We start from the raw sequence: 20,403 nt of genomic DNA, 5'->3' as shown, positions 1-20,403 counted from the left end.
CCCACGTGTTACTCACCCGTCCGCCGCTAATCCACTCCCGAAGGAGCTTCATCGCTCGACTTGCATGTGTTAAGCACGCCGCCAGCGTTCGTCCTGAGCCAGGATCAAACTCTTAATTTAAAAGTTTGTATTGACTCTTCTTATTACGAAATTACTTTTTTAGCTGCTCTCGCAGCTCAAAAGAATTGCTGGTTTATTCTAAATAAGTTGTACTTATATCTTCCTCTGTTTAATTTTCAAGGATCATTTTGCTGTCTTACTTCGACAGCTTTTATAGTATATCATCTATTTCTTACTTTGTCAACATCTTTTTTTCAAAACTTAATTTTGAATTGCATGAGACATTACAATTGATATTCTCAAATTAATGTCTTCGCTTGATGACGACAGTTGCTATTCTAACACATTACATATATACATAATTCAAAAATATCACCATTATATAAAATTATCTTATAATACATACACTATGATACTTATTCCTTAAATATTCTTATACTGACACACTAGGTTATGTTGTTTTTTTAATATAACAAAATAAATACTAGTGTCCTAATCAAGACACTAGTATTTATTTTATTTAAACCATTTAACACGTTTTATATATCATACATATAAAATTAAATAGTATTTATTTTCCTTAATTTAAGTGCACCTATTATTCCTCTACTTGTTTATGATCTATATCATCACTTGTATCATCACTGCAATTTATTTTAGCAATTGCAACAACCCTTTGTTCTTCATCTGTTCTCATGAGAGTAACTCCCATAGTATTTCTATTTGTAACAGAAATCTCAGATACATTGAGCCTTATAGCTACATTACTGCTATTTATGAGCATCATTTCATCCTCATCTTTTACAACTCTAGCACCAACTATTAAACCGGTTTTTTCTGTAACTTTGTAAGTGATAATTCCTTTTCCACCTCTTCTATGAATAGTGTATTCGGATACTGGCGTTCTTTTGCCAAATCCATTCTCACTAATTACAAGAACATCTTGAGACTTATCTACGATATCCATAGCTACAGCTATGTCACCAGTTCTTAAAGTTATGGCTCTTACTCCTGTCGTATTTCTTCCCGTAGGTCTTACATCATCTTCACTGAATCTTATAGCATATCCATTTTTAGTGAAAATAAGAATTTCACTCTTACCTGTAGTCATTCTAACTCCTATAAGTTCATCTTCATCTTTTAAATTTATAGCATTTAATCCATTTTTTCTTATAGAAGCATATTGACTTATCTTAGTCTTCTTTATCAATCCGCATCTAGTAGCCATAATAAAATAATTATCCTTATCAACTTCCTTAAAGGATATAACTGCTTGAATTTGTTCGTCTCCTTGCAGAGGTATTAAATTAACTAAATTTGTTCCTTTAGCTGTTCTACCAGCATCAGGAATTTCATAACCCTTTAATTTATACACTTTACCTTTGTTAGTGAAAAATAAAATATTATTATGGGTTGATGTAATAAATATGTGCTCTACAAAGTCATCCTCTTTTGTAGACATTGCTTGTATTCCCTTTCCCCCTCTTCTTTGGGAAGAATAAGTATCAGCAGAAATTCTTTTTATATATCCTGAATGAGTTAGAGTTATTACTACTTCCTGCTCTTCAATAAGATCTTCAATATTTATATCATCATTGCTTATCTGTATTTCAGTTTTTCTTTCATCACCATATTTATCTCTTATCTCAATTAATTCATCTTTAATTATCTTCAGCAGCAATTCTTTATTTTCTAGTATTTCCTTGAGATGTTTTATTGTTTCCATCAATTCATTATATTCATTTTCAATTTTTTCTCTTTCAAGACCTGTAAGTCTTTGAAGTCTCATATCCAAGATAGCTTGAGCCTGTTTTTCTGAAAGACTAAATTCAGACATTAACCCATTTCTGGCATTTTCTGCAGTTTTAGATGATCTTATTAGATGTATTACCTCATCTATATGATCTAATGCTATTTTTAATCCTTCTAGAATATGAGCTCTAGCTTGAGCTTTATCTAAATCAAATTTAGTTCTTCTTGTTATAATTTCTTCTTGAAATCTTAAATAGTATACAAGCATCTGCTTTAAATTCAGTACTTTTGGTTCATTATTTACAAGAGAAAGCATTATAATACCAAAAGTATCCTGCATTCTTGTATGTTTGTACAGCTGATTAAGAGTTACATTAGGATTTGCATCTCTTTTTAATTCTATAACTATTCTCATTCCATCTCTATCTGATTCATCTCTAATATCAGATATTCCATCTATTTTTTTATTCTTAACAAGGTCGGCCATATTTTCTATAAGCTTTGATTTATTAACTTGATATGGAATTTCAGTTACTATTATTCTGTTTCTACCTTTAACTTCTTCAATTTCAGCTTTAGCCCTTACTAATATTTTTCCTCTTCCAGTTTCATAGGCACTTCTTATACCTGATGTGCCAATTATTTGTCCTGCAGTTGGAAAATCAGGACCTTTTATAGACGTCATAAGCTCGCTAATTGTTATATCTGGATTGTCTATTATCATTATGACACCATTTATAACTTCAGTAAGATTATGGGGTGGTATGTTCGTAGCCATACCTACAGCTATTCCAGCAGAACCATTTACAAGTAAATTAGGAAATCTTGAAGGTAAAACTGAAGGTTCTTTTTCTTCACCATCAAAGTTTGGAACGAAATCTACTGTATTTTTATTTATTCCCCTTAACATTTCAAGTGTTATTTTATTCATTTTAGCTTCAGTATATCTCATAGCTGCAGCACTATCTCCATCTACTGAACCAAAATTTCCATGACCATCAACTAGAGTATACCTGATAGAGAAGTCTTGTGCCAATCTAACTAGAGCATCATAAACCGCTGTATCTCCATGTGGATGATATTTACCTAAAACATCTCCTACAATTCTTGCACACTTCCTATAGCCCTTTTCAGGGGTAAGTCCTAACTCATACATAGAATACAGTATTCTTCTGTGAACTGGCTTTAATCCATCACGTACATCTGGAAGCGCACGGCTTACAATAACACTCATAGCATAGTCTATATAACTTTTCTTCATTTCACGGCTTATGTCTACTGGTAAAATTTTTCCTTCATCAAACATCTATTACACCTCTCTACTTATATATCTAAGTTTACAACTTTTTTAGCATTTTCTTGTATAAAATTTCTACGAGGTTCTACTTTGTCACCCATAAGTATAGTAAAGATTTCATCAGCAGCCATAGTGTCCTCTACATTTACTTGAATAAGGGTCCTTGTTTCAGGATTCATTGTAGTATCCCAAAGTTGTTCTGAATCCATTTCTCCAAGTCCTTTATATCTTTGTATATCTACATTACTGTCTTTCCCACCTATTTCAGTAAGCAATACATCTAATTCATCATCTGAATATGCGTAGTATTCCTTCTTCCCTTTAGCTACTCTATATAAAGGTGGTTGAGCTATATAAACATGACATTTTTCAACAAGTTCCTTCATATATCTGAAGAAAAAAGTAAGTAATAATGTTCTTATGTGCGCACCATCTACATCTGCATCTGTCATTATTATTATTTTATTGTATCTTATTTTATTTACATCAAAGTCTTTTCCTATACCTGCTCCAAATGCCGTTATCATGGCTCTTATTTCTTCATAACCAAGTATTTTATCAAGCCTTTGTTTCTCAACATTCATTATTTTACCACGCAGTGGAAGTATAGCTTGAAATTTTCTATTTCTACCTTGTTTCGCAGATCCACCTGCAGAATCACCCTCGACTAAATATATTTCACATTCAGAAGGATCTTTAGATGAACAATCTGCTAATTTTCCTGGAAGAGAAGTATTTTCGAGTATAGATTTACGTCTTGTAAGCTCTCTTGCTTTTCTTGCTGCTTCTCTAGCCCGGGATGCCATAAGTGATTTGTCAAGTATCATCTTTGCTACTTGAGGATTTTCCTGTAAAAAATTATTTAATGACTCTCCCATTATACTGTCAACTATGCCACGCACTTCACTATTTCCTAGTTTTGTTTTCGTCTGGCCTTCAAATTGAGGATCTACAAGTTTTACAGATATAACTGCAGTAAGGCCTTCTCTTATATCTTCTCCTGATAGATTTTTGTCATTTTCTTTTAATATACCAAATTTTTTTGCATAGTCATTAAAAACCCTAGTAAGTGCTGACTTAAATCCAGCTAAATGAGTTCCACCTTCTACTGTATCTATATTATTAGCAAAAGCAAAAATATTTTCAGTGTACCCATCATTGTATTGAATAGCAATTTCTACAGAGTAGTCATCTTTTTTGCCCTCTACGTATATAGGCTCTTTATGAATTGGTTGTTTATTTCTATTAAGATAACTTACAAAGGACTTTATTCCACCTTCATAGTGAAATATTTCTTCTTTATCATCTCTCTCATCTTCTAACCTTATTTTTATACCCTTGTTTAAAAACGCCAATTCTCTAAGTCTTTGAGCCAATATATCATAATCATATTCTATTTCATCAAATATTTCTGCATCCGGTTTAAAGTGAATTTTTGTTCCGTGCTCCTCACTATCACCTATTATATCAAGTCCGCTTGCTACTTTTCCTCTTTTAAATACCTGTCTCCAAATATGGCTTTCTCTTTTTACTTCAACTTCACAGATTTCAGACAGAGCATTTACAACTGATGCTCCAACTCCATGAAGTCCGCCAGAAACTTTGTATCCGCCACCACCAAATTTTCCTCCTGCGTGTAGTATAGTCATTATAACCTCTACAGTTGGTTTTTTCATTTTATGGTGCATTCCAACAGGCATTCCTCTACCATTATCCGTAACTGTTATAGAATTATCTTTATGTATAATTACATTTATTTTATCGCAATATCCTGCCAGTGCCTCATCTATGCTATTATCAACTATCTCATACACTAAATGATGAAGCCCCCTTGAACTAGTACTTCCAATATACATTCCAGGTCTTTTTCTAACAGCTTCAAGACCTTCTAATACTTGTATTTGATTTTCATCATAAGTTTGCTTTTTTTCTTGCATCATACCTATATCCTCCTATTTTAGAGTTCGTAACATAAAATTTCTGACCTTTTAGCTAGTGTGGATGAAGATATAGGTGATAAATAAATTCTACTTTTTTTATTTACTTCCGCAATAATGAATGATTTAGGTTTATCTTTTGTAATTTTTTGAACAAATCCATCTTCTTCAGCCATTCTTAAAAATTGGGTTGTATCAGAATTATATGTTGAAGTTTCAATATCAAATATTCCAATTATATCTTTTATCGGAACAACTATATTTTCACCTAAATGTAAAAACATAACAATCTCCTTTCAAAATTAAATTCTATTCATCTTTCCACTCTTTACAATAAATATTTGATTTTCTTTTTTTACATTTTTTTTAATGTCATCAATTCCTGTACCCGTTATAAATGTTTGTATTTCATTTATAGAATTTAATATATACTTTTGTCTATTTGCATCTAGTTCAGATAAAACATCATCCAGTAATAAAACCGGATATTCTCCTGTAATTTCTTTTATTATTTCAAGAGACGCAAATTTCATAGTTAGAACTGATGTCCTCTGTTGTCCTTGGGAACCAAAGCTTCTTACATTTATACCATTTATGCTCGTAACAAAATCATCCCTATGTGGACCATAGAGGGTAATACCTTTTTCTATATCCCTTTGTCTATTAGTTTCCAAAACTTTAAACAAGCTGCTTTCTACATTATCTAAGTCTGTTATAGATGTTACATATTTAAATTCTATTTTTTCAGTTTGTGAAGTTATATCTTCATGAATAATTTTACCCATTTTGCTGAGTTTGTTTATGTATTTATTTCTGAGATCTATTATAACTGCACCATATTTAGACAATTGGATATCGTATATATCAAGAATATCACTATTACTGCTACCCCGTTTTCTAAGTAATAAGTTTCTTTCACTTAGAACCTTGTTATATTGAACTAAGTTATAATAATATCTTTTACTGAATTTACACAGCTCTATATCTAAAAATTTTCTTCTGAAAGAAGGAGATTCTTTTATTATTTTTAAATCTTCTGGAGAAAACATTACTACATTAAAAATTCCCATAAGTTCAGACAGTTTATTTACCCTTATAGAATTTATGTTTATTCCCTTTTTGCCTTCTTTGAATATCTTTATCTCTATTTTTTTATCATTTAAGTTGTGTGATGAACTATATACCCCAGCTTTTATATAAGCATATTTGCCATTCCAATTTATTAATTCCTTATCCTTATTTGTTCTTGGTGACTTGCCTATACTGCAATAGTATATACTCTCTAATATATTTGTTTTTCCTTGTGCATTATCTCCTATAAATACATTTAAATTTTTATCAAATTCTATGTCTAGTTCCTTATAGTTTCTAAAATTAATAAGTTTTAAATATTTGATATACATATAAAAACACCTATTTATAATTATATCACAATATATAATGCACATTTAATACTAAATTTTTAATTGCATCTATATAATTTTATAAGTTTTTTCTTGAAATTCAACTGTAAATCCTTGTGAAAGTTTTCTTCCTCTTCTCATTTCTACTTCTCCATTTACCTTTACCATTCCATTTTTTATAAACATTTTAGCTTCAGAGCCTTGTGAAACAGCCCCACACCATTTTAGAAAAGAATCTAATTTTATTACATCTGTATTAATTTTAATTTCATTCATTTTCTATTATCTCCAATTTTTTTATTTTTAATTGTTTAAAAGTCTTACAGGGAGTACTAAATAAGTGCAATTATCTTTATCTTTATTTTTGATTACGCATGGACTTACGCTGCTAGAGAATTTCATAATAATTTCTTCTTCGTCCATTATTTTCAAGACATCTATTAGGTATTTTGAATTAAATGCAATTTTTAATGTGTCTCCTTGCAATAATATGTTTAGTTCTTCTCTAACCATTCCTAATTGAGAATTTGAAGTTATTATCATGTTGTTTTCTTCTATTTCTAACTTTATTAAATTGGTATTACTGTCTTTAGCCATTAGTGACGCTCTTTCAATACAACTTAAAAGTTCTTCTCTTTTAGCTGTTACTTGCAAATTAAATTCATCTGGAATTATAGAATTATATTTTATAAATTCACCTTCCAGTAATCTAGATATAATTTTAGTATTATCTAAATTAAAAAGTATGTGATTAGGTGTAAAAGTTATATTTACATTTTCATCATTATCTTCTAGGATTTTAGAAACTTCACTTAAAGTTTTTTCTGGAATTACAGCGTTTATTATGTTTTCTGTATTAAGATATTCTGACTTTAAAGCTAATCTATATCCGTCTAATGCCACTAAATTTAATTTTTTGTTCTTAATTTCAAATAAAATGCCTGTAAGTATAGGTCTTGTTTCATCTTGAGCTGCAGCGAAAATAGTACTTTTTATCATATCTTTTAGTATTTTTTGAGGTATTAAAAAAATAATATTTTCATTTATATTAGGTATTTCAGGAAAATCTTCTGCATTCATATGAATTAGGTTAAATTTAGATTTTTGACATATTATTTCTATTGAATTATTTTCTGTAGTGGAAATATTTATATTGTCATTAGGTAATTTTCTTATAATTTCTCCAAATATTCTAGAATCAACTACTACAGATCCTTCTTCTTTTATTTCTGCATTTATTTTTGTTTCTATACTGAGGTCTATATCTGATCCAGTTAATTTAATTTGATTTTTACAGGTTGTAATAAGCAGACCATTTAATATTGGCATGCTGGATTTCCCTGTGATAGCTTTTTGTGCTATGGAAATAGCTTCTTGTAATTCTGTTTTTGTACATGTAAAATTCATTTTATGTCCTCCTTTATTCACAATGTAGAAAGATGTATAGAATATAGATAATTAATTAAATTTAGTAATAATAGTAGTAGGGGCTGTGATTATGTGGATAACCTTTGAATGCGTTGATACTGAATAAAAAAATGCGAAAAATAATTGTGGATAAGTAATTGATAAAAATTGACGTTATCCACATAATTAGAAAAAAATATATTAATATTTTTAATGCACAGTGTTATTGCTAAATAATATTAACAGTTGTTGATAATTAATTTTGATTTAGTCGTTTCGTTAAATCGCCTATAGCATTTTGAAGACTTTCATCCTGTTTTAAATTAGTTGATATTTTTTCATAGGCATGTATTACGGTAGTATGATCTCTTCCACCAAATTCTTCTCCGATTTTTGGCAAAGACATATCTGTAAGTTTTCTGCACAAGTACATAGCTATTTGTCTTGGAAAAGCTATATTTCTTGTTCTTCTTGCAGATTTTAAATCATCTACTTTTAAGTTATAATAGTTTGCAACTACGTCTTGTATTAAGTCTATGGTAACTTGTTTTGATTGTTTGCTTGAAATTATATCTTTTAATGCCTCTACTGCCAAATCTATACTTATTTCTTTATTTGTAAGTGAGGAGAAAGCAACTATTCTTATTAGAGCACCTTCAAGTTCTCTAATGTTGGATTTAATTTGGGTAGCTATATACACCATTACTTCATTAGGGATATTTAAATTTTCAACGTCTGCCTTCTTTTTTAATATGGCCATTCTAGTTTCAAAATCTGGTGCTTGAATGTCTGCTATAAGTCCCCATTCAAACCTAGATCTAAGTCTATCTTCTAATGTAGGTATTTCTTTTGGTGGTCTATCACTAGATAAAATTATTTGTTTATTAGCTTCGTATAATGCATTAAAGGTATGAAAAAATTCTTCTTGGGTTCTTTCCTTACCTGCTATAAATTGTATATCATCTATTAAGAGTACATCTATATTTCTATATTTATTTCTAAACTCTACATTTTTATCATCTTTTATTGAATTTATAAGTTCGTTTGTAAATTTTTCAGATGAAACGTATACTACTTTAGATTTGCTATTATTGTTTAATATGTAGTGTCCTATAGCATGCATTAAATGAGTTTTGCCTAATCCTACGCCTCCGTATATGAATAGAGGATTATATGCTTTTGAAGGTGATTCAGCTACAGCAAGTGAAGCTGCATGAGCGAATCTATTACTATTACCTATAACGAAGGAATCAAAAGTATATTTTGGATTTAGCATGGTTGACATTTCATCATTTACCAATACGGAATTTTTATTGTGCCTTTTATTAGTGCTGTCTAATGTTAAAGCTTCTTCTGATTCAGAGGCAATTAAAAATTTAATGTTGTATTTTTTTGAAGTAATTAATTTTAGAGCATTAGCTATTAAATTTTTATATTTACTAGTTAATATGCCTTTAGTAAGGTCATTTGGTACACTTAATATGAAGGTGTCATTTTCAATAGATACAGGAGTAATACTTTTAATCCATGTGTTAAAGCTTACTTCAGTAATTTCACCATTTATTATGTTTAAAGATTGTTCCCATATTTCTTTTGGATGGGCATTCATTTTGTATCCTCCAGTCTTAGAAAAATAATTCACAACATATTTACATGATTATAAACGTCATTATATTTTCTTGACATATGTTTATAAAAATATTCACATGTTTATAAATATGTTTATATCTCTTAAATAAAAAAAGTTATAAACAATAGCCGTAAAATAAATATTAACATTATCTACAATGAATAATGTTAGTAAAATAGTTAAAAATGTATAAATGAATAGGAAGTTTATATAAAATTAAACAACTTATGCACATTTTTATCCACAACTGTGGATAAGTTATATATTTTTAAAGTTATTAACAGGTCTCTATTTATAATATCAAAACCTAACTACCTATTCAAGAAGTTATCCACAAAAACCGATAAAAAATATTAACAGGTAATGTTTTTTATCCATTTTTGTAGTCTTTATTTTGTATTGACATTGTAACTTAGTGAATATATAATTTAATAGTAAAACTTTAGGATTTATAATTAGGTGGATTGATTGCTTTTATAAATGTTAGTTTACATGAGAGTAATGTATTTATTGCGCTCCATATATAATAAGTAAAGAAAAAATAAATGCTAAATTGGAAAGGAGTTGTGTTATAGTATGTGGATGACTTATCAACCAAAAAAGAAACAAAGAAAAAGAGAGCATGGTTTTAGAAAAAGAATGAGAACTTTGTCAGGAAGAAATGTTATTAGAAGAAGAAGACAAAAAGGTAGAAAGAGATTAACAGCATAAGGGCCGCTTTTGTGGCCTTTTTCTGCAAGCAGAAAAAAGGAGCAAAAACATATGAATGTTTACAGAATAAAAAAGAATGCAGAATTTAGGGCTGTGTATAGAAGAGGAAAATCTTTTTCTAATAATCTATTAGTATTATATATTTACAGAAATAAAAAGGGTATAAATAGATTAGGTATATCAGTGAGTAAGAAAGTAGGAAAGAGTGTTATTAGAAATAGAATTAAAAGATTAATCAAAGAGAATTTTAGGTTGAATATTGAAGACATAAAAGTTGGATATGATTTAGTATTTATAGCTAGGAATTTGTCAAATGGTAAAAGTTATATAGAAATAGAGAATTCCATGAAAAATTTAATTAAAAAAGCAGGTTTGTATAATAAATGAAAAAATTTTTAATTTTTTTAGTTAAATTGTATATGAAATATATATCACCTTTGAAGGGTCCATGTTGTAGATTTTCCCCTACTTGTTCACAATATACAGTAGAAGCATTGCAGAAATATGGTACTATAAAAGGTGGATTTATGTCTATAAAGAGAATATTGAGGTGCAATCCATTTTGCAAGGGAGGATATGACCCAGTTAAATAAATTTCGGGAGGTTTAATATTTTGCAATATCTAAATAATGCTTTTGTTCAGTTTTTTGAGTTTTTACATCATAGTGTAACTTCCGTCATACCTAATCAGAATATGTCTTATGGTATCGCAATAATTTTAATGACTATAATAATTAGAATTATAATACTTCCACTAGGTATAAAACAAGCAAGATCTTCACTTATAATGAATGAAATTCAGCCAGAGGTAAAAAAGCTACAAGAGAAATATAAAAAAGATCCTCAAAAAGCACAGCAAGAAATGATGAAATTATATAAAGAAAAAGGAGCAAGTCCTTTTAGTGGATGTTTACCACTTCTAATTCAATGGCCTATTCTAATAGCTCTCTATTATGTTTTTAACAATCTATCAGGAATAAATGGCGTTAGTTTTTTGTGGATAGGTGATTTAGCTAAAACGGATATATTCCTTGCTATTTTATCTGGCATAACTACTTTCTTATCAGGATATCTAATGATGTCAGGTAATAGCGAACAAGCAAAGCAGGCAAAGACAATGAATATAGGAATGTCTATATTCATGGTATTTATGAGTATAAAGTTTAAAGCAGCTTTAGTACTTTATTGGGTTGTTAGTAATTTAATTCAAATAGCGCAAACTGTTGTTTTGAAAAAGATTGAAATGAAAAAGGGAAATATTAAGGCTTAGGGGGTGGCCATGTGTTATGGATTTTATAGAAACGACTGGGAAGACAGTAGAGGATGCATTTAAAACTGCACTTTCTGAATTAAAAGTTGAAGAAAATAAAGTGAAAATGGAAGTTTTAGATGAAGGCAATAAAGGTTTTTTTAATATTATAGGAACGAGGCCAGCCAAAATAAGAGTTACGGTTAAGAGAGATTATATAAATGAAGCTAAAACATTTTTGAAAAGTATTTTAGATAAAATTAAGGTAGAGGCTGAAATAGAAATAAAGGAAGACAAAAATGGTATAAAGATATACTTAACTGGTCAAGAAATGGGAATACTTATAGGATATAGGGGAGAAACGTTAGATGCACTTCAGTATCTTGTAAGTCTTGTAATAAATAAAAATCATGATACAGAATATAAGAGAGTTGTTTTAGACACAGAAAATTATAGATTTAAAAGAGAAGAAACACTAAAGAGACTTGCTAGAAGAGTAGCTGAAAAGGTTAAGAGGACAGGTAGAATAATTAAGTTAGAACCAATGAATCCTTACGAGAGAAGAATAATTCATTCTGCCCTTCAAAATAATATTTATGTGAATACATATAGCGAAGGTCAGGAACCCTTTAGAAGAGTTGTAGTGGATTTAAAGAAAGCCTAAAGGCTTTCTTTTTTACATTTAGAAAAATAAATTGGAGATACAAAATAATTATTTTTCACAAAATAATTTTAGATATTAGCTAGAGTTAGATTATCTTATGTGTAGAGGTATACTTATAAATTATATTTTGAGGAAGTGAAATAATGAAAGAGTTTGATACAATAGCAGCTGTAGCTACGGTTTTAGGTGAAGGTGGCATATCGATTATAAGGATTTCAGGCTGTGATTCACTTAAAATAGTTAATAGTATATTTAAAGGAAAAAATAATAGAAATTTAATTGATATGAAGCCTTATTCTATGAGATATGGTTATATAGTAGAAAAAAGTACCGGTGAATTATTAGATGAAGTACTTGTTAGTTTTATGAAGTCTCCTAAAAGTTATACTTCAGAAGATACAGTTGAAATAAATTGTCATGGTGGAGTTGTGGCAACTAAGAAAGTACTTGAGGAAGTTATTAAATCTGGAGCTAGAATTGCGGAGCCAGGAGAGTTTACAAAGAGAGCATTTTTGAATGGAAGGATAGATTTAAGTCAGGCGGAAGCGGTAATTGATATAATTAGAGCAAAAACTGAACTTTCGATGAAGTCAGCTGTACAGCAGTCTACAGGTAAGATTTCTAAAGAAATTAATGTACTTAGAGAAAAGCTTTTGGAAGTAATTGCACATATTGAAGCTACAGTTGACTATCCTGAAGAGGACTTAGAAGAAATGACATCAGAGAAGGTTTCCATGAGATTACAGGAAATATTGGACGAAATAAATCGCATATTAAGCACTGCAGAAGAAGGTAAGATAGTCAGAGATGGATTGAATACAGTAATTGTAGGAAAACCTAATGTAGGTAAGTCTTCACTTTTAAATTCTTTAATTAGAGAAAATAGGGCAATAGTTACAGATGTACCAGGTACAACAAGGGATGTCATAGAGGAATATATGAATATAGATGGAATTCCTATAAAGGTAATTGATACTGCAGGAATAAGGGAAACAGAGGATTTGGTAGAAAAAATTGGCGTAGAGAGATCTAAACAAAAGATAGATGAAGCTGATTTAGTCATATTAATGCTGGATTCAAGTGAAGAATTGGATGATGAAGATAAAGAGATTATGAATTATGTAAAAGATAAAAAATATATAATTCTATTAAATAAAATTGATATAAATGATAAAATAAATTTAGACGACATTTGTAATTTAGATTCCAGTTGTATAATAAAAACTTCAATAAAGACAGGTAAAGGATTGGATAAGATAAAAACATGTATTAAAGACTTGTTTTTTAAAGGTGAGGTTAAACCAGGAGATTTATTTATAACTAATGCAAGACATAAGGAAGGACTTATAAGAGCTAAAGAAAGTTGTATTGAAGCTTTAGGAGCATTAAAGAATACGTCTGCTATAGATTTGGCATCTATAGATATAAGAAATGCATGGAATAATCTTGGCAAAATAACTGGAGACACCTTAGAAGAAGATATAATTGATAAAATATTTTCACAATTTTGTTTAGGAAAGTAGGTAGTTAAAATTGGAGTATTTTTCAGAAAAATATGATGTAATAGTTGTAGGAGCAGGTCATGCAGGTTGTGAAGCAGGACTTGCAGCTGCTAGAATGGGTTGTAAGACTTTAGTGTGTACAATGAATTTAGATAGTGTAGGATTTATGCCTTGTAATCCTAATGTTGGTGGAACTGCTAAAGGGCATTTAGTAAGGGAAATAGATGCTTTAGGTGGAGAGATGGGCGTAAACATTGATCATACTTTTATACAGTCAAGAATGCTCAATACTTCTAAAGGGCCAGCAGTACATTCACTTAGGGCTCAGGCTGATAAGAAAAACTATTCAGTTAGAATGAAAGAAGTACTTGAAAAACAAAGTAACTTGTCTTTAAGACAAATAGAAGTACTAAGTATAAGAACAGATGATAACGGAAAAGTATGTGGTGTATTAACTAAAAATGGAGCATATTTTAAAACGAAAACTGTGGTCTTGGCTACAGGAACTTATCTAAAGGGTAAAGTTATAATAGGAGACGTAAGTTATAGTTCGGGGCCAAATGGATTTATGCCTGCTAATGACCTTTCTCAAAGTTTGCTTGATCTTGGTATAGAACTTAGAAGGTTTAAAACTGGTACTCCAGCTAGAGTAAATAAGCGAAGTGTTGATTTTTCAAAAATGATAGAACAACCAGGTGATAAGAAAATAGTTCCTTTTTCTTTTATGAGTGGAAATTTAAATAGAAGCCAAATATCTTGTTATTTAACGTATACTACAGAGAATACTTTAAAAGTAATAAGAGATAATATAAATAGATCTCCACTTTATAATGGTTCTATTAAATCTGTAGGTCCTAGGTACTGTCCTTCAATAGAAGATAAAGTAATGAGATTTCCAGATAAGGAAAAGCATCAGATATTTATAGAGCCTGAAGGTGAAAATACGGACGAACTATATGTAGATGGGGCATCTACTTCTATGCCAGAAGATGTGCAGATTGCTATGTATAGAACTATAGCTGGACTTGAAAATGTAGAGTTTTTAAGAACAGGTTATGCTATTGAATATGATTGTATAAATCCAACGCAACTAAAACTTTCACTAGAATTTAAAAAAGTTGAAGGATTGTTTGGGGCAGGTCAGTTAAATGGAAGTTCAGGATATGAGGAAGCTGCTTCTCAGGGAATAATTGCAGGTATAAATGCTGCTCTTAAATCGCAAGGCAAGTTACCTCTTATTTTAAAGAGATCAGATGGATATATAGGTGTTTTAGTAGATGACTTAGTTACAAAGGGAACTCAGGAGCCTTACAGAATGATGACGTCACGAGCAGAGTATAGGTTGATACTGAGACAAGATAATGCAGATTTGAGGCTTACGGAACTTGGACATAAAATAGGACTTGTTAGCGAAGAAAGATATGAAAAATATTTAAAAAGAAAAAGTGACATTGAGAAAGAGGTTGAAAGAATAAAAGATATTCACATAACGCCTAAAAAAGAAGTAGTTGATTTTTTAAATTCTATAGGTTCTTCTGAATTGAAGAAAACTACAAGTTTGTATGAGCTTATTAAAAGACCAGAACTTGACTATTTTAAGGTGCAACCACTTGATGTAGATAGACCAGAGCTTGGAGAAGATATTCAGGAAGAAGTTAATATTATTTCCAAATACGAGGGGTATATTGAAAAACAGTTAGAACAAGTAAGTCAATTTAAAAAATTTGAAAATAAAATTATACCTGAAGACATAGACTATGATAAGATAAATGGATTGAGAATAGAAGCTACACAAAAGTTGAAAAAGATAAGACCTATGAGTGTAGGTCAGGCTTCTAGAATTTCAGGAGTTTCTCCAGCAGATATTTCTGTTTTACTGATTTATATGGAGAAAAAATATAGAGAAAAGGATCTGTAAATGAAGGTAGATTGGAGAACTAAATATGCAATATTTTAAAATTATAGATACTGCATGTAAAGATGTAGGACTAGAATTTGATGAAGAAAAGTATAATAAATTTATAAAATATAAGGATATATTAAAATTTTGGAATAACAAAATTAATCTTACTACTATAGTAGAAGATGAAGATATAATAAAAAAACACTTTATAGATTGTGTAAAAATATTTAAATTTTCACCATTAAGAGATATTTCTAATATTATTGATATAGGAACAGGAGCTGGATTTCCAGGTATACCTATGAAGATAGTTAATCCGCAAATAAAAGTAGTACTTTTGGATTCACTAAATAAGAGGATAAACTTTCTGAATCAAGTTATATCAGATATTGAATTAAGCGATATAAAATGTATACACGGAAGAGCAGAAGATTTTTCTAAAGATACTGAGTATAGAGAAAAATTTGATGCAGCAGTTTCAAGGGCAGTGGCAAATTTAACTGTTCTAAGCGAATTTTGTATTCCTTATATAAAATTAGGAGGATATTTTGTGGCTATGAAAGGTCCATCTGTTGAGGATGAGATTAAGGAAAGTAAAAAAGCTGTTAGTATTTTAGGTGGGAAAATAGAGGATATAATAAAAATAGAAAATGATGATCTTAATCATAATTTAGTCGTAATAAAAAAAATTAAGAGAACACCGAATATGTATCCAAGAAAAGCAGGTATGGTTTCTAAAAAACCACTAAAATAAATGTAATAATTTGTAGAATGAAAATTATATAAATTAGAAGGATTTTATAAAACGGTGAAGAAATGTTAATAATAGGAAACATAAGAGGGATGGTTAAATATGCAAAAGAACGTTAATTATATACCCGTAGATTTAATTTTACCTAATGTATATCAACCAAGAAAATATTTTAATGAAGAAAGTTTAGAAGAGTTAGCTCAATCTATAAGTTCATATGGAATAGTTCAACCACTGTCAGTAAGAAAATTAGGTGAAAATAAATATGAATTAGTTGCTGGAGAAAGAAGACTGAGAGCAGCAAAAAAGGCAGGGCTTACTGAAGTTCCTGTAATAATAGTAGATATAAGTGATAGAGAATCTGCTGCAATTGCACTTTTAGAAAATTTGCAGAGGGAAAATTTAAATTTTTTAGAAGAAGCAGAAGCATACTATAATTTAATAAAAGATCATTCTTATACTCAAGAGAAACTAGCTGAAACTATAGGAAAAAAACAATCTACTATTGCAAATAAGATTAGACTTCTTAGACTTGATAAAGAAATTAGAATTATGTTACTAGAGAATAACTTAACTGAAAGGCATGCAAGAGCTTTATTAAAACTTCCAACATTGGAGATTCAGAAAAAAATATTAAAAATTGTAATTAAGAAATCTTTGAATGTAAAAAAAACGGAAGAGCTTATCAATAAAGAATTGGACAAGCTTACTAGTAATAAAAAAAATAAAAGAAAGAAAATAAAAGGAATATTTTCTCCTAAAGTATATATAAATACAATTAAACAGATTTTTGATAAATATGGATTGAATGCAAAGTATACTTCAGAGGATTCAGACGACGAGGTTCAGATTATAATTACTATTCCTAAAAAATAAAATGTTTCACATGAAACATTTTATTTTTTTATAAGAATTTAAGTAGTAATTAACAATAAAAACTCTTTTATTCTTTTAAATAAAAATATATAATTAGAAGATGAATATATAAAACTGGAAGGAGGAAATTTAGATGAAGGTAATATCCATATTTAATCAAAAGGGTGGAGTCGGTAAAACTACTACTTGTATCAATTTAAGTGCTTATTTGGCTATGCAAGGATATAAAATATTGAATATAGATATTGATCCTCAAGGTAACACTACTAGCGGATTGGGAATTGATAAGGAAAATTTAGAGGTTTCCACATATGATATATTAACTTCAGACATTGAAATAGATAATGTTATAAAAAAATGTGAATTGATAGATAATTTTTCTATAGTTCCATCAACTATAGAATTAGCTGGAGCTGAAGTGGAATTAATAAATAAAGAAAATAGAGAAAATATATTAAAGAACAAATTGAAAAAGTTAACTCCTAAATTTGATTTTGTATTTATAGATTGTCCTCCGTCTTTGGGACTTTTGACTATAAACGCACTTACAGCATCAAATAGTGTGATTATACCTATTCAATGCGAATTTTATGCTTTGGAAGGTGTTGGACAACTAATTAACACAGTACAATTGATAACAGAATCATTAAATAGGAATTTAAAAATTGAAGGGGTTATTATGAGTATGTGTGATGGAAGAACTAATCTATCTACTCAAGTGATTTCAGAAGTAAAAAAATATTTTAAAGATAAAGTATATAAAAGTACCATACCTAGAAATATAAGATTAGCTGAAGCTCCTAGTTTTGGACTACCTATAGTACTTTATGATGATAAATGTAAAGGTGCTAAAGCTTATGAAAGATTAACTAAAGAATTTTTGCATAGGCAAAAGGAGTGAGTGAGGTTTGAATAAAAAATATGGATTAGGTAAAGGACTTAGAGCGTTGATACCTGAAAATGCGTTGGAAGAGAAATTAGAAAGTAAAAAGGATACAATACTTATTGATATTGACTTAATAAGTGCAAATAAAACTCAACCTAGGAAAAACTTTGATGAACAAAAAATATTACAGCTTTCTCAATCAATACAAGAGCATGGTATAATACAACCACTTATACTTAATAAAACAGGAGATGATGTATATAGCATAGTTGCAGGTGAGAGAAGATGGAGAGCTGCAAAATTAGCTAATATTAAAGAAGTGCCTGCAATCATAATGAATTTATCTGATAAGGAAATTCTAGAAATTTCCCTTATAGAAAATATACAGAGGCAAGATTTAAATCCAATAGAAGAGGCTTTAGCTTATAAAAGATTAATTAATGATTTTAATTTAACTCAAGAAGAATTGAGTGTAAAGATAGGTAAATCTAGGACTGCAATTACTAATTGTATGAGACTTTTGAATTTAGACAGCAGAGTTCAAGAATATATAATAGATGGAGTTATTACAGAAGGCCATGGTAGAGCACTCTTAGGTGTGGGAGATGGGGAACTACAATATAAATTAGCACAAAATGTAATAGATGAAAATCTAACAGTTAGAGATATAGAAAAAATTATTAAAAATCTAAATTCTAGTAAGGCAGCTAAGAATGATAATATAAAAAAAGCAAATCCCTATTATGTAGATATAAGAGAAAAACTAGAAGATTTATTTGGCACTAAGGTTTCACTAATGGATAAAAAAAATAAAGGAAAAATACAAATAGAATATTATTCTCAAGAAGATTTGCAGAGAATATTAGATATACTAAAAATTTGATAAGTCTTGTTTAAATGTTTCATGTGAAACATTTTTATGAAAGGAGAAAGATATGCAAAACATTATTAACTTAATAGGAAGTTTACAACCTTATATTATAATTGGATTAGCTGTATTAGTATTGATATTGTTAATTATGAATATGGTGATTTTTACATCTTTAAGCAGATTGGAAAAAAGATATAGAAAAATCATGAGAGGTTCAAACAATAAGAATTTAGAAGAACTTATTGTAGGTTACTTAGATAATATAGATGATGTAAAAGAACAATCTAAAGACATGAAAGAACTTTACAATAGCTTAAATTTAAAAATAAAGGACTGCATCCAAAAAATATCCATTATAAGATACAGGGCTTTTGAGGATGTAGGAAGTGACTTGAGTTTTTCAATTGCACTGCTGGATGGAAAAAATGATGGTGTAATAATTACAGGAATATATGGAAGAGATGAAAGTACTACTTATGCAAAACCTATTGATAGTGGAATGTCAAGATATGAGTTATCTCAAGAAGAAAAACAAGTTTTAGAAGAATGTGTAAATAAGAAAATATAATAACTTACATAAAGAACCTCCTTAAGGGAAAATTATCTTTTAAGGAGGTTCTTTATATGAAAATATATGTTACTAAAAATCTAAGTTATATAAGTGATGAATTGAAAAAAAGAGGATATATAATAGTAACAGATGATTCAGATACTAAATATGATGTTATAATTTGCAAGTTAAAAGATAATGGACTTGCAAATTTAAATATAAAAAATAAAGATATTTTGATAATTGATTTAGGAAAAAAGAATATAGAAGAAATAGAGTATATACTTAGGGATAGAGTATTTTAGTATAAATAGAACATTAAGCTTCTATATTTTGAAAAAAACTTGTATTTTTTTTACCACCAATAGTTTTTAATATGGAATGATATAATCCTTTAGAAATTGTGTCTGCAAGTTGCATAACAGTAAACAAACGGGTGTTTTGTAAGACCATAAATTCCATGGCTCCGCAGATATTTACGATACCTGTTATACTTAAATCTCCTACTTGTGGTAATGATTTTTTCATTGCAGATCCAGGGGTAAGAGGCTTTGTTTCTATTATTATTTTGCCTACATCTTGAATAGTGCCAAGGCAAGCATCAATTGCTATTATAAAAGGTTTGTTGTATTTAGAATTTATTTCAGTTATAATATCTTTAAGATTTTTTGCATGTACTGGATATTGTAAATTACCATATAGTTCAACTCTATTTCTCATTAAAAACTTCAATTTATCTCCTACTATTGGACCTAAACTATCTCCGGTAGACCGATCTGTTCCTATACAAAGTATTACTATAGTTCTACCGGATTTAACAACTGGATATATTTCATCACTTATTTTATCTCTTAAAGTGTATACGGAATTTCTAGATGTGGAATCTAACGTTAATTTTTTAATCATAAGAAAACCTCCTATATTATGATTTTTGCCATATGGAGGTTAATTATA

21 protein-coding genes and 1 rRNA gene are annotated in these 20,403 nt (G+C 29.2%); 13 read left to right on the top strand and 9 right to left on the bottom strand.

Translation table 11 applies throughout. From position 1 onward, the window contains the following. From CLRAG_RS12780 to dnaA, 8 genes are all read right to left on the bottom strand, one after another. Nucleotides 1-120, bottom strand: a 16S ribosomal RNA gene (locus tag CLRAG_RS12780); the annotation flags it as partial. A gap of 538 nt (nucleotides 121-658) precedes the next feature. Continuing rightward, nucleotides 659-3,118: a DNA gyrase subunit A gene (gene gyrA, locus CLRAG_RS12775; protein WP_065078783.1), complete on the bottom strand. Its 2,460-nt coding sequence runs from the start codon at nucleotides 3,116-3,118 to the stop codon at nucleotides 659-661. 17 nt (nucleotides 3,119-3,135) lie between these two features. Beyond that, nucleotides 3,136-5,046, bottom strand: coding sequence for a DNA topoisomerase (ATP-hydrolyzing) subunit B (gene gyrB / locus CLRAG_RS12770; RefSeq protein ID WP_207644816.1), 1,911 nt, complete (start codon nucleotides 5,044-5,046; stop codon nucleotides 3,136-3,138). Between the two features lie 20 nt (nucleotides 5,047-5,066). Next, the gene (gene remB, locus CLRAG_RS12765; protein ID WP_013236719.1) at nucleotides 5,067-5,330 is read right to left on the bottom strand and encodes an extracellular matrix regulator RemB; all 264 of its coding nucleotides are present in this window, start codon (nucleotides 5,328-5,330) and stop codon (nucleotides 5,067-5,069) included. A gap of 18 nt (nucleotides 5,331-5,348) precedes the next feature. After that, complete coding sequence (gene recF, locus CLRAG_RS12760; RefSeq protein WP_065078781.1) at nucleotides 5,349-6,449, bottom strand: DNA replication/repair protein RecF; 1,101 nt, start codon at nucleotides 6,447-6,449, stop codon at nucleotides 5,349-5,351. A 69-nt stretch (nucleotides 6,450-6,518) separates the two neighbouring features. Beyond that, nucleotides 6,519-6,725: a S4 domain-containing protein YaaA gene (gene yaaA, locus CLRAG_RS12755; protein ID WP_065078780.1), complete on the bottom strand. Its 207-nt coding sequence runs from the start codon at nucleotides 6,723-6,725 to the stop codon at nucleotides 6,519-6,521. 27 nt (nucleotides 6,726-6,752) lie between these two features. Next, nucleotides 6,753-7,856: a DNA polymerase III subunit beta gene (gene dnaN / locus CLRAG_RS12750; RefSeq protein WP_065078779.1), complete on the bottom strand. Its 1,104-nt coding sequence runs from the start codon at nucleotides 7,854-7,856 to the stop codon at nucleotides 6,753-6,755. Nucleotides 7,857-8,112: 256 nt separating this feature from the next. Next, nucleotides 8,113-9,465 (bottom strand): chromosomal replication initiator protein DnaA, encoded by a 1,353-nt coding sequence (gene dnaA / locus CLRAG_RS12745; RefSeq protein WP_065078778.1) that lies wholly within the window; start codon nucleotides 9,463-9,465, stop codon nucleotides 8,113-8,115. Nucleotides 9,466-10,062: 597 nt separating this feature from the next. Here dnaA and rpmH point away from each other — a divergent pair. The 13 genes from rpmH to CLRAG_RS12680 all read left to right on the top strand — a co-directional run bounded on the left by rpmH (nucleotide 10,063) and on the right by CLRAG_RS12680 (nucleotide 19,754). After that, nucleotides 10,063-10,197: a 50S ribosomal protein L34 gene (gene rpmH / locus CLRAG_RS12740; RefSeq protein WP_013240860.1), complete on the top strand. Its 135-nt coding sequence runs from the start codon at nucleotides 10,063-10,065 to the stop codon at nucleotides 10,195-10,197. A 51-nt stretch (nucleotides 10,198-10,248) separates the two neighbouring features. Then, the gene (gene rnpA / locus CLRAG_RS12735; protein WP_065078777.1) at nucleotides 10,249-10,584 is read left to right on the top strand and encodes a ribonuclease P protein component; all 336 of its coding nucleotides are present in this window, start codon (nucleotides 10,249-10,251) and stop codon (nucleotides 10,582-10,584) included. Then, on the top strand, nucleotides 10,581-10,790 hold the full coding sequence (gene yidD / locus CLRAG_RS12730) for a membrane protein insertion efficiency factor YidD (RefSeq protein ID WP_065078776.1): 210 nt from the start codon (nucleotides 10,581-10,583) through the stop codon (nucleotides 10,788-10,790). Before rnpA ends, yidD begins: the two co-directional genes overlap by 4 nt. 20 nt (nucleotides 10,791-10,810) lie before the next feature. Continuing rightward, nucleotides 10,811-11,467: a membrane protein insertase YidC gene (locus tag CLRAG_RS12725; RefSeq protein WP_065078775.1), complete on the top strand. Its 657-nt coding sequence runs from the start codon at nucleotides 10,811-10,813 to the stop codon at nucleotides 11,465-11,467. Between the two features lie 16 nt (nucleotides 11,468-11,483). Continuing rightward, complete coding sequence (gene jag / locus CLRAG_RS12720; protein ID WP_065078774.1) at nucleotides 11,484-12,110, top strand: RNA-binding cell elongation regulator Jag/EloR; 627 nt, start codon at nucleotides 11,484-11,486, stop codon at nucleotides 12,108-12,110. A 143-nt stretch (nucleotides 12,111-12,253) separates the two neighbouring features. Next, nucleotides 12,254-13,633, top strand: coding sequence for a tRNA uridine-5-carboxymethylaminomethyl(34) synthesis GTPase MnmE (mnmE, locus tag CLRAG_RS12715; protein ID WP_065078773.1), 1,380 nt, complete (start codon nucleotides 12,254-12,256; stop codon nucleotides 13,631-13,633). Between the two features lie 10 nt (nucleotides 13,634-13,643). After that, nucleotides 13,644-15,530: a tRNA uridine-5-carboxymethylaminomethyl(34) synthesis enzyme MnmG gene (gene mnmG / locus CLRAG_RS12710; protein ID WP_065078772.1), complete on the top strand. Its 1,887-nt coding sequence runs from the start codon at nucleotides 13,644-13,646 to the stop codon at nucleotides 15,528-15,530. Nucleotides 15,531-15,555: 25 nt separating this feature from the next. Next, nucleotides 15,556-16,269 carry a 16S rRNA (guanine(527)-N(7))-methyltransferase RsmG gene (gene rsmG / locus CLRAG_RS12705; RefSeq protein WP_065078771.1) on the top strand — a complete coding sequence of 238 codons (714 nt, stop codon included), beginning with the start codon at nucleotides 15,556-15,558 and terminating at the stop codon, nucleotides 16,267-16,269. 99 nt (nucleotides 16,270-16,368) lie between these two features. Then, nucleotides 16,369-17,142: a nucleoid occlusion protein gene (noc, locus tag CLRAG_RS12700; protein ID WP_065078770.1), complete on the top strand. Its 774-nt coding sequence runs from the start codon at nucleotides 16,369-16,371 to the stop codon at nucleotides 17,140-17,142. A gap of 133 nt (nucleotides 17,143-17,275) precedes the next feature. Next, entirely contained in the window at nucleotides 17,276-18,043 is a 768-nt protein-coding gene (locus CLRAG_RS12695; protein ID WP_065078769.1) for a ParA family protein, read from the top strand. 7 nt (nucleotides 18,044-18,050) lie between these two features. Next, nucleotides 18,051-18,911, top strand: coding sequence for a ParB/RepB/Spo0J family partition protein (locus CLRAG_RS12690; protein WP_065078768.1), 861 nt, complete (start codon nucleotides 18,051-18,053; stop codon nucleotides 18,909-18,911). 52 nt (nucleotides 18,912-18,963) lie between these two features. Continuing rightward, a complete protein-coding gene (locus CLRAG_RS12685) occupies nucleotides 18,964-19,467 on the top strand; it encodes a DUF4446 family protein (RefSeq protein WP_065078767.1) in 504 nt (167 codons plus the stop codon). A 56-nt stretch (nucleotides 19,468-19,523) separates the two neighbouring features. Then, entirely contained in the window at nucleotides 19,524-19,754 is a 231-nt protein-coding gene (locus CLRAG_RS12680; protein WP_065078766.1) for a YkuS family protein, read from the top strand. Nucleotides 19,755-19,767: 13 nt separating this feature from the next. On the opposite strand, the gene yyaC is transcribed toward CLRAG_RS12680, so the two are convergent. Further along, nucleotides 19,768-20,355, bottom strand: a complete 588-nt coding sequence (gene yyaC, locus CLRAG_RS12675; protein ID WP_065078765.1) for a spore protease YyaC — start codon at nucleotides 20,353-20,355, stop codon at nucleotides 19,768-19,770. Nucleotides 20,356-20,403 lie beyond the last annotated feature (48 nt).

It is taken from the genome of Clostridium ragsdalei P11 (assembly GCF_001675165.1).
GTDB lineage: Bacteria > Bacillota > Clostridia > Clostridiales > Clostridiaceae > Clostridium_B > Clostridium_B ragsdalei.
The sequence above is the reverse complement of the archived record's forward strand: the minus strand, read 5'-3'. Positions and strand labels throughout refer to the sequence as shown.